Genomic DNA, 15,620 nt, shown 5'->3' on the forward strand with positions numbered 1-15,620 from the left:
CGTTATTGACCGAGCATACGCTTTACGGAAGCCACATCAGATTTGGCGACCAATGAAGTACCACGCAACTGACGCTTACGCTTGGGGGTCTTCTTGGTCAGGATGTGACTGGTGAAGGCTGACTTGTGCTTGAAGCCGGTAGCAGTTTTCTTGAACCGCTTGGCCGCTCCACTTTTGGTTTTCATTTTAGGCATTTTTTAAAACTCCGCATTCTGTTTTTAGTGCATCAATGTGAACCTGAACGACAAATCCCCCGCTTTGAGCAGGGGACAAATCATTGAGTCAAATTCACTTCTTTTTGCGGGGAGCCACAATCATGGTCATCTGGCGGCCTTCCATTTTTGGCCGCATTTCTACCTGAGCCAGCGCGTCAATATCTGCTTCAATGCGTTCCATGAGCTTCATACCAATTTCCTGGTGTGCCATCTCACGGCCACGGAAGCGGATAGTGATTTTGCCGCGGTCCCCGCCTTCAAGGAAACGTACCAGGTTGCGTAGTTTTACCTGGTAATCCCCTTCTTCAGTTCCTGGTCGGAACTTAAGCTCTTTAACTTGCGTCTGTTTCTGTTTCTTCTTGGCAGCAGCCTTCGCCTTTTTCTCGTCGAAGACTTTTTTACCATAGTCCATTATTTTACAGACGATCGGGTCAGAATCTGTAACCTGTACCAGATCCAGGGTCGCCTCCTCTGCCATCTTGAGGGCGTCTTCGATCGATACCACACCAACCTGATTGCCTTCGGCATCTATCAGGCGGACTTCAGTTGCATCAATATTCTCATTGATCGGCGCCTTTGGAGTACGCCCACCCCGATTCGTTCGCTGTTTAATAGTCAATTCTCCATCTTGATTCTGCCCTTACGCTTAACATCTTCCTTCAGAAGTTGTTCAAACGCTTCGAGCGATAGGGTTCCCAAATCTTCACCTTTGCGGGTTCTCACCGCAACGGCGTTGTTTTCGACTTCTTTATCGCCGACAACGACAAGGTAGGGAACTTTGTTAATAGTATGCTCGCGGATTTTAAAGCCGATCTTCTCGTTTCTCAAGTCAGCATTAACCCTAAAGCCTAAAGAATCGAACTTTTTCGCCAGATTCTGACAATAATCACGCTGATTATCGGTAATGTTGAGAATTGCCACCTGAGTCGGAGCCAGCCAGGTCGGGAACGCGCCCTCGTACTCCTCAATCAGAATACCAATAAACCTCTCGAACGAACCAAGAACCGCGCGATGCAACATGACCGGCGTTTTACGCTCTGAATTGTCAGCGACGTATTGCGCGCCCAAGCGACCAGGCATTGAGAAATCTACCTGAATGGTGCCACATTGCCATACCCGACCGATACAATCCTTAAGAGAAAACTCGATTTTCGGTCCATAAAAAGCGCCTTCGCCCGGTAAAAGTTCCCAGTCGACGCCCTCACGGTTCAGCGCTTCTTCCAATGCAGCCTCGGATTTATCCCAAACTTCATCAGAACCCACGCGCTTTTCCGGGCGTGTAGACAGCTTGTACAAAATCTCGGTAAAACCAAAATCCTTGTAGACCTCATGCAGCAGGTCAATAAACCTGGACACTTCCTTCTGAATCGCGTCTTCCTCACAGAAGATGTGGGCGTCATCCTGGGTAAAACCACGCACCCGCATTAACCCGTGCAACGCACCGGAAGCCTCATTGCGGTGACAGGAACCGAATTCCGCCAACCGCAGCGGCAAGTCCTTGTAGCTTTTCAGGCCTTGATTGAACACCTGGATATGGCACGGGCAATTCATCGGCTTAATGGCGAAGTCATGTTTTTCTGACTCAGTGGTGAACATGCCCTCTTTGAACTTGTCCCAATGGCCGGATTTTTCCCAGAGCACGCGGGAGACAATCTGAGGTGTCTTTATTTCCTGGTACCCGTGGCGGCGCAGGATATCGCGCATGTACTGCTCAATCTCCTGATACACAGTCCAGCCATCCGGATGCCAGAACACCATGCCCGGAGCTTCTTCCTGCATATGAAACAGGCCTAGCTTCTTGCCCACTTTGCGATGGTCACGCTTTTCGGCTTCTTCGATGCGATGCAAGTAGGCTTTCAGATCCTTCTTGCTGGCCCAGGCAGTGCCGTATACCCGCTGCAACTGTTCGTTGCCGGTATCGCCACGCCAGTAGGCCCCGGCAACCTTGGTGAGTTTGAAAGCCTTCATTTTACCCGTGCTCGGCACGTGCGGGCCGCGGCACAGATCGATAAAATCACCCTGACGGTAAAACGACAGATCCTCCTCGCCGGGAATGTCTTCAATAATGCGAACTTTGTACTCTTCACCCATTTCAGTGAACAGTGCAACGGCTTCGTTTCGGGACATCACCGAGCGGGAAACCGGCAGATCCTGCTTGGCCAATTCCGCCATGCGCTTTTCAATACGCGCCAAGTCTTCATTGGTAAAGGGGCGGTCGTATTTGAAGTCGTAGTAAAAACCGTCATCTACCACTGGTCCGATGGTGACCTGGGCTTCCGGAAACAGCTCTTTGACAGCCATGGCCAGCAGGTGGGCCGTAGAATGGCGAATAACCTCAAGGCCGTCAGCGTCGCGCTCTGTGATAATGGCGAGATCTGCGTCATGTTCGATCATATGGCTGGTGTCGACCAGGCTGCCATCGACCTTACCGGCCAGTGCGGCCTTGGCCAGACCGGCGCCAATATCGGCGGCGACATCGTGTACGCTAACGGGTTCGGCAAAACTGCGATGACTGCCATCAGGCAGGGTTACTACGGGCATGGTGCGCTCCTGGCGATTGTTCTAGAGAATGCTCTAGAGAGACCTCAGCGGTGATCTATACCAAAGACCACTTGTGTTAATAGCCGCCGCGATACAAACCGCGGTGCCAAAGAAGGGAGGGAGTTTAACAGAAAAAAACCCGGCGGGTTAATGCCGGGTTTTGCTTAGCGTTTTGCCTGAACCGATGTCCGTGCCCGCCGCCTAACGCGAGGGCACAAAGTCCGGCCGTTCGGGCTCACCGGCCCTGCGCCGCAACTGCAAGTAAGCAAGCAAGCCAAGCAACAGCAGTGCCGGAATGAACATCAGTTCTTTCGGCGGTCGCGGATTCGCTACCTGCACCGTATCGATGGTCCAGCCAAAGCTCAGCCCGGCTTTTTCCGCATCACTGCCAAAGTTTACGAACTCGACGTTCATTACCTCACCTGCCTCAGAAACTTCCAGGCCGGCTGCGGCCAACCGCTGCTCAGGCGTATCGCCCGCTGGCAGCGGCAACTGCAGATACTTCGAAGTGTCGTCGCCAGACAACGACATACCCGAGGCCTGAAGAACGATGGGCTGGTCGGCCGCCACCTCATCCACATGTTGCAGCAGCTCCACGCCGGGCCGGTCATTGGTAGGCGGGTAGATTTCATCCCACCAGAAACCCGGGCGAAACAGGGTGAAGGTAATCAGCAACAAACCGATGGTTTCCCACCAGCGGGTTTTGGTAAACCAGAAACCCTGAGTTGCAGCGGAGAAAACCAGCATGGCGGTTACCGCACTGAACACCGTGACCAGCAAGTCGAACCAGCCGGTCAGCCCGATCAACAACAACTGGGTATTGAAGATGAACATGAATGGCAGAATGGCGGTTCGTATATCGTAGGTGAAACCCTGAATACCCGTTCGTATCGGGTCAGCCCCCGAAATCGCAGCTGCCGCATAGGCCGCCAGACCCACCGGTGGCGTGTCATCCGCCAGGATACCGAAATAGAACACAAACAGATGTACCGCAATCAATGGCACCAGCAGACCGTTTTCTGCGCCCAGGGTGACGATGACCGGCGCCATCAGAGTAGACACCACAATGTAGTTGGCAGTCGTTGGCAGACCCATGCCCAGTATCAGGCTGATAATGGCGGTGAAGCCCAACATCAACAGCAGGTTACCGCCGGAGATAAACTCAACAAACTGAGTCATCACCAGACCTATGCCTGTCAGCGTAACCGTACCCACTACAATACCGGCGGTGGCGGTCGCGACACCAATGCCCACCATGTTGCGGGCGCCGGTAACCAGGGAATGAGTCAGGTCTGCTCCGCCTTGCTTCAGACTGCTCACGTAATTACCGCTGTTTTTGAAGAAGGCTTTCAGAGGACGCTGGGTGACGATGATAAATACCATAAACACCGTCGCCCAGAAGGCCGACAGCTGCGGCGAGAAACGCTCTACTGTGAGGCACCACACCAGAGCCACCACGGGCAGCAGGAAATACAGGCCCGTTTTCACCGTATCCCCCACCGGAGGCAGCTTGTCCATGAGCGAGTCCGGGTCGTCTTCCTCCAGATCCGGGAAGCGCGAACCGTAACCGACAAGCGCAATGTAGATCGCCACCATTAGCGGCGTAAGCACCCATATGGCCGCGCTGCCGAACACGTCTTTCGTCCAGCCAATGCCATAGTATACTGCCAAGGTAAGCGCACTCAGCCCCAGCAGAAGCATCACCCACACCAGCATGCGCTGCGCCAGAGTCGGCTTGTTGAGCCGCTCAACGCCTTTCATGTTCATCTTGCAAGCTTCCAGGTGCACGATGTAAATCAGCGCCACGTAGGAAATCATCGCCGGCAAAATGGCGTGCTTGATCACTTCGAGGTACGAGATACCGACGTATTCGACCATCAAAAACGCGGCGGCACCCATGATCGGCGGTGTCAGCTGACCATTGGTCGAGGCTGCGACTTCCACGGCGCCGGCTTTCGTTGCCGGAAAACCTACTTTCTTCATGAGCGGGATGGTGAAAGTGCCGGTGGTGACAACGTTGGCGATAGAAGAACCGGAAATAATGCCACTAAGGCCACTGGCCACCACGGCAGCTTTGGCAGGGCCGCCGCGCATGTGACCAAGCATGGCGTAGGCGACTTTAATAAAGTAATTACCTGCACCAGCACGCTCCAGCAAGGCACCGAACAGCACAAACAGGAATACAAAACTGGTGGACACACCAAGCGCCACACCAAATACGCCTTCAGTGCCAAGCCACATATGCGAAGCCAGCTTGCTCAGGCTCGCACCCTTGTGGGCAATAACCTCTGGCATGAAGGGCCCGCCCAGGGCGTAAATGACAAACACCGCAGCGACTACCGCAAGCGGCAGGCCCAATGAGCGTCTTGTGGCTTCCAAAAGTAACACCAGCCCCGTCAGGGCGACAATCAGGTCCTGGGTTTCGGGTGCGCCAGGACGAGTTGCCAGCTGGTCATAGAATACATACAAATAAGAGGCGGTAAACGCCGCACCCAGAGCCAGGATCCAGTCGTAAACAGGCACGTGATTGGTGTGCCGACCCTTGAACATGGGGAATGCAGAAAACGCTAAAAAAGAGGCAAACGCAAGATGAATAGAGCGGGCTTCAGTAGAATTGAAGACGCCGAATTCCAGAATAAAGGGCAGCGGAGAGGCTATCCAAAGCTGAAAAAGAGACCACAGTAAAGGCACCGTGAAAAGAATAATGGCGGCCGACCCAGTGGCCGCCCTTCCCCCGGTTTCGGTTTGAAGGAATTGTTCCACGCCCTGTTGGTCGATGGCACCCCCGCCTTTCGGTTCGCTATCGGTCATAGCATGATCCTGTTAATGAATAATGGAAAAGCGAAATGACCGCCGGGCACCGAGGGATGCGCCGGCGGCGGGGTATGGACTTACTTGGTCAGTCCAGCTTCCTTGTAGTACTTGGCTGCGCCGGGGTGCAATGGCGCACTCAAGGCATCAGACACCATCTCTTCTTTCTTCAGGTTGGCGAAAGCCGGGTGCAGACGCTTGAAGCTGTCAAAGTTCTCAAACACGGCCTTGACCACTTCGTATACCACTTCGTCGGGCACATCGGTAGACGATACAAACGTCGCTGCCACACCAAAAGTGGTCACGTCGTTGTCGGAACCCCGGTACATGCCTCCAGGAATGACCGCTTTCCGGTAGTAAGGGTTGTCATCGATCAGTTTTTTGGCCGACTCATTATTGACGTTTACAAGAACGCTGTCGCAAGAAGTCGTCGCTTCCTTGATGGCACCGGATGGATGGCCCACGGTGTAGAAGAAGGCATCAATGTTGCCATCGCACAAAGCCTGCGATTGCTCTGCAGCCTTCAGCTCGGCAGCCAGAGAGAATTTGTCCATGGTCCAGCCCATTTCATCCATGAGCACTTCGGCAGTAGCGCGCTGGCCAGAACCCGGGTTACCCACAGAGACCCGCTTGCCGGCGAGGTCTTCAAAGTTCTTGATGCCTGAACCTTTGCTGGCTACTACGGTGAACGGCTCGGGGTGCAGAGAGAACACGGCTCGCAGCTTCTCGTTGGCGCCGTCGTCCTTGAACTGGCTGGTGCCATTGTAGGCGTGGTATTGCCAGTCAGACTGGGCAACTGCGAGATCGAGCTCGCCCTGTCGAATTGCATTCAGGTTGTAAACGGAGCCGCCCGTACTCTCTACAGAGCAACGGATCCCGTGTTCCTTACGGTCCATGTTGACCAAGCGGCAAATAGCTCCACCTGCAGGATAGTAAACACCGGTAACACCACCGGTTCCGATAGTAACAAAGCGTTGTTCCTGTGCGGAAACAGCGGTAGAGGCAGCACCCAGGCTGACCACCGCAGCAACTGCAAATGCGGAGGCTTTAAGTTTCAGTGTCATGTGAATAATTCCTTATTTTCATCGTTGTAATCAACTGCCCGCCTGAGCAAGCGGGCATGCATCGCCCTCATAGTAGAACATAGACCACTTCACACGATAAATAAAGTATGGAGTAGGTCGCTAACCAATTGAGTAAGAAACAAAAAAACCCGCAATGCGGGCTTTTTTGTCACTGACTGCAGATTCTATTTAGCAGCCCGTGCTTTGGCAACCATCTGATCCGGCCGCAGCAAGAACCGCGCAAGCGCCGGCAACAGCCAGATTGCTCCAACCATATTCCAGAGGAACATGAAGAACAGCAGGAAGCCCATATCTGCCTGGAACTTGATGGGTGAGAAAATCCAGGTCACTACACCGAGCCCAAGCGTTACGCCGGTAAACATGACAGCTTTACCCGTTGAACGAAGGGTCTCGAAATAGGCGTCCTGAAGCGTTTTGCCTTCCAGTAGATATTTTTCCAGCTTGCTGTAGATATAAATGCCGTAATCGACACCAATACCGACGCCAAGCGCTATAACCGGAAGAGTTGCCACCTTGATGCCGATACCCGATACCGCCATGATCGCTTCGCACAGGATCGACGTCAGACCAAGAGGGATTACGATACACAGCACGGCCCGAACGGAACGGAACGTCGCAAAGCAAAGAAGGCTCACCACACTGTAAACCAGAATAAGCATCATATCCTTGGCGTTGGCGATAACCTCATTGGTTGCCGCTTCAACACCGGCATTACCTGCCGCCAGCAGGAACGTGTGATTTTCATCACTGTTAGCCTCGGCAAACACTTCAACCCTCTCGACCACAGTTTCCAGCGTTTCAGCCTTGTGGTCCTCGAGGAACACAAGCACCGGAGTCAGGCTACAGTTGGTGTTAATAAGGCCAGTCGGGGCTTCCCGGATGGAAGCGTTAATAATGGTCTGGTTGCGGGAAATCTCATACCACTTCCAGTTACCCTCATTCAGCGCTTTGGTTACGATTTTGGAAACGTCTGCAAGCGAGGCCGAGGATTGAACGCCTGGCGTGTTCTGCAGCTCCCACTGCAAGGAATCCATAGCCCGCAAAACGTTGTACTGAGTACATTGCTCTTCAGGCGTTTTAACCATCACAACCAGCACATCCGCACTGGTGGAGTAGTTATCAATGATATAGGCGTTATCCAGATTGTAGCGCGAGTCGGCACGAAGCTCCGGCGCGCCCTGGTCAAGATCCCCTACCTTCAGACCCTGCTTGTAGTAAAGACCGAGGCCCAATCCGATCACGGCAATAAGCAGCGAAATCGGTGCAATCCCGGGATGCGCAAAGTAGGACATCAAACGCCATTTGCGATCCTGCTTCTCACCCAGATTCTGCACATGACTAACACCACCCTTGGAAATACCGAGGTAGGACATAATCAGGACATGAAGCACCAGATTGGTGAGGATAACGAAGGCCACACCTAAACCAGCCGCTATGGCCAGATCCCGGATAACGTCGATCTCGATAAAGAATAGCGTTAGGAAACCGAACGCATCAGAGATCAGCGCCAGCATGCCGGGAATATACAAAGCGCGGAATGCGAGGCGGGCAGCGGTTTCCGCGTCAAAACCTTTCCCGGCTTCGACCGCCATGGCGTTAACAATTTGTACGCCGTGGCTGATACCAATCGCGAAGACCAGGAAAGGCACCAATACCGAGTAGGGGTCCAATCCATAGCCCAGCAGCCTTAGTGCACCCAACTGCAGGAAGACCGCAACAATGGAGGTAAATACAGGCACTAGCGTGCCGGTAATGCATCGGGAGTACCAGAACAACAACAGAGTCGTCAGCAGAATCGTAATGCCCGCAAACCAGGCGATAGAACCGATGCCCTCAATCAGGTCGCCGACCTTTTTCGCGAAACCAACAATGTGAATTTTGATATTAGGATTTTGGGCTTCATATTTATCCCGGATTTTCTCTTCCAGCTGCCGGGAAAAAGTGCCGTAGTCCAATGGCTCGCCGGTCTCCGGGTTCTTTTCATAAAGCGGAGCGTACACAATCGTGGATTTGAAGTTGTCAGAAACCAGTCGCCCTACCTCGTTGGAACGAAGAATGTTCTGACGCAACTTCTCCAGACTTGCTGGAGAGCCATCATAGCCGTCCGGAATGACCGTACCGCCCTGGAAGCCCTGCTCGGTTACTTCCACCCAACGAACGTTTGATGTCCACAGGGTTTTCAGGCCAGAGCGATCAACACCATCAAGATAGAAAACCTCATCGGTGATCTGCTTGAGCGTCTCCATGTACTCAGGCGAGAAAATATCACCGGTTTTGGTCTCCACGGCAATACGCACAAAGTTGCCAAGGTTTTCCAGGTCATTACGGTGATCGAGCATATTGATAACGTATGGATGCTCAAGCGGAATCATTCGCTCAAAGCTGGCATCCGGCTGGATTTTTACAGCGTTATAGCCCAGAAACGCCGTCAGCAGCAGAAAGCCGATAAGGATAACGACCCGATTGTTAAAAATCAGACGCTCCAGAAACGGCTCTGCCTTGGGCGTCGTCAGGTAGTGCTCACCCTTGTCATGGTTCGGGTTGGACATTCAAAAGCCCCTCTATTATTTTTCGGTTGTTGCCACATCAGGGCGTTATTGAAGGTTCTTTCCGCGAGCGTCTGTAATTTTTACGCCGCCTTCACCCACGATAAGAAGGTTGGTTCCAGAAACCGGAACCACACTCATGACACCTGCTCGGTCATCGCGGAAATATTCCCGGAATGATTCAGCACCATTGCCACTCATGAGCACCGTTCCGCCATTGCCTACCAGGGTTATCCGGCCGTCATCAGCCACAGACCCGTCATTAAGTGTGGCGCCTGCACTGTTCGGGACCATGCGCCAACTTTTTCCCAGATCGGTAGAAAACAGCATGTTTCCACGTAAACCAAATGCCAGAATTTCGTTGACCTGGCCTGTCCCAATCACACCGAAAAGCGAACCTTCATAAGGGCTTTCCCGTCGCTCCCATGTATCCCCGCCATCCACAGACACGTGAATTTGCCCGGCTTCGCCAACAATCACAAGCCCACCGCCGGTTATACGGGCGATATTGTTAAGGTGGAAATTCTGTGCGTTTTCAATCTGTGACGACCAGTCTTTCCAGGTTTCACCACCGTCTTTTGTGCGCAGGATCATGCCGTAGGCACCCACCACAAAACCGTGTTGGTCGTTCTCAAACCAAACACCCAGCAGCGGGTTTACCGGACCAACATCGAGATCTGCCTGCATGTTTTCCATGGTAAAAAACAGATCATCCAGTGCCCACTCCAGATCGCCTTTTTCGTCTTCGGGCGCCTCTGCAATGCGCTCTTCCATGGCTGCAATCTGGTCTTCCCTGCTGGCAATTGCCAACTTGGCGGCATCAACGCCGGTTAACTGCAAACTCCAGTTTTCCCCGGCATCTTCGGTATAAAGTACAACCCCGCTGTGCCCGACGGCCCAACCATGAGTTTCTGACCCAAAACTTACAGCCGTCAACGTCACAGAAACCGGAACACTACCCTGCCCCCAGGTTTGCCCGTCATCGTCAGAGTAAATGATGTGCCCCCTCTCCCCGACGGCGACGATGCGTTCACCCGTACGCACTGCATCGTTAAGAAGCTTTTCGGGAGCCAGGTCAGTTTGTCGGGCCGGAGTTTCAATGATATCCGCAAGCGCAAACGCTGCCGGTGCGGACCAGACCATGGAAAGCCCAAGGCACGCTGCCCCCAGAGTTTTGCACGTCAACCTTATAGCCATTCAGATTGCCTATCTTATGTTGTTTTAACTGTTTGTCCCTGGCCAGCAGTGCCGGCAATAACAAAACGTACCGGCACCATCGGTTACCGGTATGTCAGCCGCCGGACGGCTATTTTTAAGCCCACTACTGTTAGATGCCTGCCTTAGCGGACACTTCTGCGACGCAGGGAGGCCGGAGAAAAATAACGTTTGTTTGGAACATCTTCAGTGAAGACCCGGGTATTGGGCTCTTCCGTATCCAGACCTAGTACGTGATAACGACGCGCCTGTAAATCATGATAGACGTCAAGAACGGTCCACACACCCGGAAGTTCATAATAATTTTTGGCGATACCCATGGTAACGCGCCACAACTCACCACGGCCGTCATACTGATCAAGCAGAATTGTGTTCCAGCTGTCTTCATCTACGTAAAAACGGCGCTTATGATAGATGTGACGCTCGCTCCCTTTTAACGTGGCTTCCACCACGTGCACCCGATGGAGTTCCCAGCGAGTCAGCTCCGGGTTCAGGTGAGAGATACCAAGAATTTCGGAATAAGGCGTGCCTTTTTCGCCGATAAGGTAATTGTTGTAGGGAACGTAGATTTCCTTCAAGCCTTCATACGTCCAGTTATAACGATCCAGAGCACCGTTGAAGATGTCTGTGTCGTCTGCTGTCCGGAGGTTGTCCGCAGCCGCAATCGGCGAATCATAACCCAGGTTTGGCGCCCGGCGCACACGTCGCTGCCCAGCGTTGTAGCCCCAGCCATTCCTCGGATTGATGATTTGATTCAGGGTTTCATGGATAAGAATGGCTCCCCCCGCAAGGCGAGGCGGAGACTGGGTAAACGAGAGATAATAGAAAATGATGTTATCCAGATCATCTTCACTGCCGTCGGGACTGTAAAAATTGAAAAAAACCTCCTGCTGAGAGGTAACCAGCGAATAGTCGCCATTGCTCTGCACAGCCACTTCACTGGACCGACGAGTGCCTGAAACACCACGCCAACGTGTCAGATGGTTCCAGATCACCTGCCATGCTTTTTGCTCATTATTCCCGCTAAGAATCGGGAAGGGATAACCACCATAGGCACCCTTCAACCCCTCGCCCTTGCCGACAATTTCTGCGCTTACAGCATTCTCACGGGTATTCTCGGCCACCCAATCGGGAACGGCGTGGGTGCGACGGGATTGGTAAACCGGTAAACGGAAGCTGGTGGGGTATGTATCAAGCATGGCACGAACGCCATCCGTGAGATGCTCCGCATACTGGTCTTTGTTGGCGGCATTGATTGTGAACAGCACCTCGTCAGTCGGAAACGGATTGATGTGGTGTTGACCTGCACCCTCATAGCCGGCGGGAGGCTCAGTAAGCCCCCCGGTCCAGGCCGGAACAGTACCTGAATCGTTTCCGGCTTTGATCGAGCCAAACGGCGTAAGATCCCGGCCGAGACGTGAAGCTTCACCTGAAGAAACCGCTGCCCAGGAAGAGGCGGATGCTATCGAGAGGGCGAACAACCCTCCGAGTATCACACTCTTTTTATAGTTCATTGTATAACCCTGAATTCGACTGGATGCCTGTGAGAAGGCTTTTATTATTAACTGACGGAGAGCCAGGTTCTCCGTCAGACTAACCGATTCGTCAAGGTTGTCTATCGACCGAAAGTGCGATTTTGTTACAGGCTGTCAGCCTCCCAGGCTTTTATGCACCACCTCATACAAATCAGCAGAAAGCCCGGACTTGTCCCGAACTCGCTCCAGAGCCGACCGCATCAGTGAGCTGTACGCTGGCGCAAACTTTTTCCAGCGCGTAAGTGGGCTCACCAGTCGAGCCGCAATCTGTGGATTACTGTCATCCAGGCGGCACACCTGATCTGCCAAGAACGCATAGCCTGAGCCGTCCGGGTTATGAAACGCAGCCAGATTCTGGCCGGCAAATACACCAACGACAGAGCGTATTTTGTTGGGGTTTTTCCAGTCAAATGCCGGGTGCGTAAGCAGAGCGTGAATCTGAGGCAACTGACCTGCACGATCGCTGGACGATTGAACCGCAAACCATTGCTCGACTACTTGAGGATCATCCTGGAACCGCTCATAGAAGTCCTCCAGCGCCTTACTACGCTCAGCCGCGTAATCGGAGTTGACCAAAGCACGCAGCGCGCCCATGCGATCGGTCATGTTATCCGCATCACGGAGCTGCTGCAGAGCCAGATCGCGCCCGGTGTCGTCGCTGATCATCAACAGCCACGCCAACGCGGTGTTTCTCAGGCTTCGGCGGGCAATTGACTCGGGTGTAACCTCGTAAGTACCGGCTTCCGAATTCCGGTGATAACAGGCGATCAGCTCCTCTCGCAACGACGTCGCCAAGTGATGGAATACTTGCTCACGGGCGCGGTGAATGGCTGCAACATCGGGGCTGGCCGCCAACTCAATCAGGTAGGCCTCAGAAGGCAACTGCAGCATTTTGTCCACCAACGCCTGATCAAGTGCCAGGTCGCCGAGCAAGGCACGGTATGCCTGCACAAGACGGGGTTCAACTCCAGCGTCATCAGAGAAGCCAACCAGCGACTGAATCACATCAACAGCGAGGCGTTGACCAGCATCCCAGCGATTAAAACCGTCTAGATCGTGGCTCATCAAAAACACCAGCTGTTCGCGGCTCCAGGGATAGATCACCCTCACAGGCGCAGAAAAGTGGCGCAGCAGCGAGGGCACTGGCCTCTGAGCCAGGCCGTGGAACTCGAAGGTATGGCTTGCGTCAGTCAGCTCAAGAACGCGCTCGGTTGGCGCGCCCGCGGCTTTGTCGCCACTTTCAAGCAAAAGAGGCAAAGCCTCACCAGCAGCGCCCAACAGACCCAGCGCAAACGGAATGTGTTGAGGTTTTTTGCCGGTCTGGCCTGGCGTATCCGGAACAGATTGTTGAATCCTCAGGCTGTATATACCCCGCTCTGCATCATAATCGTCGGATACCGCCAGCACCGGCGTGCCCGCCTGGTCGTACCACAAGCGGAACTGTGTAAGATCGCGGCCGGACGCATCTTCCATCGCCTTTACAAAATCATCGGTGGTTACGGCCTGCCCATCGTGGCGCTCGAAGTACAGATTGCTGCCTTTACGGAACATGTCCGGACCAAGCAGGGTGTGAATCATGCGCACGACTTCTGCACCCTTTTCATAGATGGTGAGGGTATAAAAGTTCGTAATTTCCATATACGAGGCCGGACGAACCGGGTGCGCCATGGGGCCGGCATCTTCAGCAAATTGCGCAGTGCGAAGGAGTGTCACGTCTTCAATACGCTTCACCGTTGGTGAGCCCATATCCGCCGAGAAGGTGGAATCCCGGAAGACGGTAAACCCTTCTTTAAGGCTCAGCTGAAACCAGTCCCGGCACGTTACCCGGTTGCCGGACCAATTGTGAAAGTACTCATGGGCAACAATGGCCTCAATACGCTGGAACGCGAGGTCTGTGGCAGTCTCCTGGCTGGCGAGAACGCAGGAGGAATTGAAAATGTTCAGACCCTTGTTTTCCATGGCGCCCATGTTGAAGTCGTCCACGGCGACAATCATGAAGATGTCGAGATCGTATTCGCGACCATAGGTTTCCTCATCCCAGCGCATGGAGCGCTTGAGGGAATCCATGGCATGTTCGCATTTGGCCGCGTTCCGGGGCTCAACGTAGATGCGCAAATCGATGTCCCGGCCGGAACAGGTTTTGAATGTATCCTGTTTTTCCACGAGATCGCCTGCCACCAGAGCAAAAAGATAGCTTGGTTTAGGGAACGGATCTTCCCAAGTGACGAAGTGGCGACCATTCTCAAGATCACCTCTCTCTACATCGTTGCCGTTGGACAGCAACACCGGGCAACTGAGCTTATCCGCCTCGATACGAGTGCGGTACCGAGCCATCACATCTGGCCGATCCGGGAAATAAGTAATACAGCGGAAGCCTTCTGCTTCACACTGGGTACAAAACATACCCGAGGATTTATACAGACCCTCAAGGCGGGTGTTGTTCTGGGGCTCAATCCAGGTCACGACCGTTAACGTGAACTGGGCAGGCACATTGGTAATAACAAGTTGCCCGCCAATCTCTTCAAAGTCATCACCCTCAACCAGCTCTTCACCATTCAGTGCAACACGCTCAAGCTTCAGGCTGTCGCCGTCCAGCCTTAAAGAGGCGGCCCCCTCGGTGGACTCTGGATTCCGGCGCACGGCAAGCGTGCTATGCACCCTTGCACCCTCTTCAAAAAGCTCGAAACGAAGGTCGACGGTATCCACAAGGTATGCAGGAACTTTGTATTCGCTCAGGTAGATCGTTTGGGGCTGGTTGGTACGCATTGACTGTCTCCAGATTTCTCTGGCCTGCAATTCATAGAAGGCAGGCTGCAAAAGCAATATAAGATCGGACGGGAACGGGTGAGCTAGTCACCCATTACCCGGAAACGGACTTCGTAGCCGGTGAACTTTCGAATATTGATCACTCCGGTATCGAGGATCAGGTACTGGCCCTTAATGCCTTCGAGAACCCCTTCCACTTCCGGCGTTTTATCCAGGTTATGGGTCTTGATTTTTTCCGGCCAGGTTTGCACGGGATAACTCAGATCAAGTCCCTGTTCGCTCACTTCACGGACGGCATCCTGCCCATGCTCTTCCCGTAGCGCGCTAATATCATCTGCTATTAACGCCAGGATTCGCTGGCGTTCCTGCACAAGGTCGAGCTCAGGAACATCGCCTTTGAGCATGGCGCGCCAGTTTGTGCGGTCTGCAACATGTGCTTTGCAAGCCACTTCAACCAGGCCGGAAAGATAACGAGTCGCTACTCTCAGCATAGGAATGGCGTCCACAGCACCCTGATCAATCCAGCGTGTTGGCACCTGAGAACCACGAGTAATGCCTACCTTCAGGCCTGACGAGTTGGCCAGATAGACCACATGCTCAATCATGCAGTGGGTCTCGCCCCACTCTGGTTCGCGGCAGGTACCCAGATGGTAATGGCATTTCTCCGGGCTCATGATGCAACTGTCGCAGGCGGCCAGCTTGCGGAAGCAGGGGTAACAAAATCCTTGGTTAAAGCTCTTTTTTGTTTTCCTGTCGCAATGAATGCAACGGATCACGCCCTCAAAATCGAAGCGTAAAGGTTTGCCAATCAGCTCGTTCAAAGGCACACGGGTATCACCTACCGCCAATACATAAGACACGGGATTGCCGGCATCTGCAGGCATTTTCCTCAGGCGTCCGGTTACA

General features: G+C 53.5%; 10 protein-coding genes. All 10 read right to left on the reverse strand.

Annotation, left to right across the window (positions count from 1 at the left end; all coding sequences use genetic code 11):
• Window positions 1-2: 2 nt before the first annotated feature.
• On the reverse strand, window positions 3-194 hold the full coding sequence (gene rpmI, locus FFI90_RS17415; RefSeq protein ID WP_144779869.1) for a 50S ribosomal protein L35: 192 nt from the start codon (window positions 192-194) through the stop codon (window positions 3-5).
• Between the two features lie 94 nt (window positions 195-288).
• A complete protein-coding gene (gene infC, locus FFI90_RS17420) occupies window positions 289-834 on the reverse strand; it encodes a translation initiation factor IF-3 (protein ID WP_186318013.1) in 546 nt (181 codons plus the stop codon).
• Window positions 831-2,756, reverse strand: a complete 1,926-nt coding sequence (thrS, locus tag FFI90_RS17425) for a threonine--tRNA ligase (protein ID WP_144779871.1) — start codon at window positions 2,754-2,756, stop codon at window positions 831-833. The genes infC and thrS overlap by 4 nt, the downstream gene beginning before the upstream one ends.
• Before the next feature lie 201 nt (window positions 2,757-2,957).
• Window positions 2,958-5,567, reverse strand: a complete 2,610-nt coding sequence (locus FFI90_RS17430) for a TRAP transporter permease (RefSeq protein ID WP_144779873.1) — start codon at window positions 5,565-5,567, stop codon at window positions 2,958-2,960.
• An 80-nt stretch (window positions 5,568-5,647) separates the two neighbouring features.
• The gene (locus FFI90_RS17435; protein WP_144779875.1) at window positions 5,648-6,631 is read right to left on the reverse strand and encodes a TAXI family TRAP transporter solute-binding subunit; all 984 of its coding nucleotides are present in this window, start codon (window positions 6,629-6,631) and stop codon (window positions 5,648-5,650) included.
• A 185-nt stretch (window positions 6,632-6,816) separates the two neighbouring features.
• Window positions 6,817-9,201 carry an efflux RND transporter permease subunit gene (locus FFI90_RS17440; RefSeq protein WP_144779877.1) on the reverse strand — a complete coding sequence of 795 codons (2,385 nt, stop codon included), beginning with the start codon at window positions 9,199-9,201 and terminating at the stop codon, window positions 6,817-6,819.
• Window positions 9,202-9,246: 45 nt separating this feature from the next.
• Window positions 9,247-10,395 carry a WD40/YVTN/BNR-like repeat-containing protein gene (locus FFI90_RS17445; protein WP_144779880.1) on the reverse strand — a complete coding sequence of 383 codons (1,149 nt, stop codon included), beginning with the start codon at window positions 10,393-10,395 and terminating at the stop codon, window positions 9,247-9,249.
• A 143-nt stretch (window positions 10,396-10,538) separates the two neighbouring features.
• Window positions 10,539-11,927, reverse strand: coding sequence for a DUF1329 domain-containing protein (locus tag FFI90_RS17450; protein ID WP_144779882.1), 1,389 nt, complete (start codon window positions 11,925-11,927; stop codon window positions 10,539-10,541).
• Between the two features lie 135 nt (window positions 11,928-12,062).
• On the reverse strand, window positions 12,063-14,714 hold the full coding sequence (gene pepN, locus FFI90_RS17455; protein ID WP_144779884.1) for an aminopeptidase N: 2,652 nt from the start codon (window positions 14,712-14,714) through the stop codon (window positions 12,063-12,065).
• Window positions 14,715-14,797: 83 nt separating this feature from the next.
• Window positions 14,798-15,598: a DUF2797 domain-containing protein gene (locus tag FFI90_RS17460; protein ID WP_425463113.1), complete on the reverse strand. Its 801-nt coding sequence runs from the start codon at window positions 15,596-15,598 to the stop codon at window positions 14,798-14,800.
• Window positions 15,599-15,620: the final 22 nt, after the last annotated feature.

Origin of the sequence: Marinobacter maritimus (genome assembly GCF_007671675.1) — a bacterium.
Lineage (GTDB): Bacteria > Pseudomonadota > Gammaproteobacteria > Pseudomonadales > Oleiphilaceae > Marinobacter > Marinobacter maritimus.

Coding starts and splice junctions, on each gene's coding strand:
- rpmI (WP_144779869.1), bottom strand. CDS start 194: ATGCCTAAAATGAAAACCAAAAGTGGAGCGGCCAAGCGGTTCAAGAAA.
- thrS (WP_144779871.1), bottom strand. CDS start 2,756: ATGCCCGTAGTAACCCTGCCTGATGGCAGTCATCGCAGTTTTGCCGAA.
- FFI90_RS17430 (WP_144779873.1), bottom strand. CDS start 5,567: ATGACCGATAGCGAACCGAAAGGCGGGGGTGCCATCGACCAACAGGGC.
- FFI90_RS17435 (WP_144779875.1), bottom strand. CDS start 6,631: ATGACACTGAAACTTAAAGCCTCCGCATTTGCAGTTGCTGCGGTGGTC.
- FFI90_RS17440 (WP_144779877.1), bottom strand. CDS start 9,201: ATGTCCAACCCGAACCATGACAAGGGTGAGCACTACCTGACGACGCCC.
- FFI90_RS17445 (WP_144779880.1), bottom strand. CDS start 10,395: ATGGCTATAAGGTTGACGTGCAAAACTCTGGGGGCAGCGTGCCTTGGG.
- FFI90_RS17450 (WP_144779882.1), bottom strand. CDS start 11,927: ATGAACTATAAAAAGAGTGTGATACTCGGAGGGTTGTTCGCCCTCTCG.
- pepN (WP_144779884.1), bottom strand. CDS start 14,714: ATGCGTACCAACCAGCCCCAAACGATCTACCTGAGCGAATACAAAGTT.
- FFI90_RS17460 (WP_425463113.1), bottom strand. CDS start 15,598: ATGCCTGCAGATGCCGGCAATCCCGTGTCTTATGTATTGGCGGTAGGT.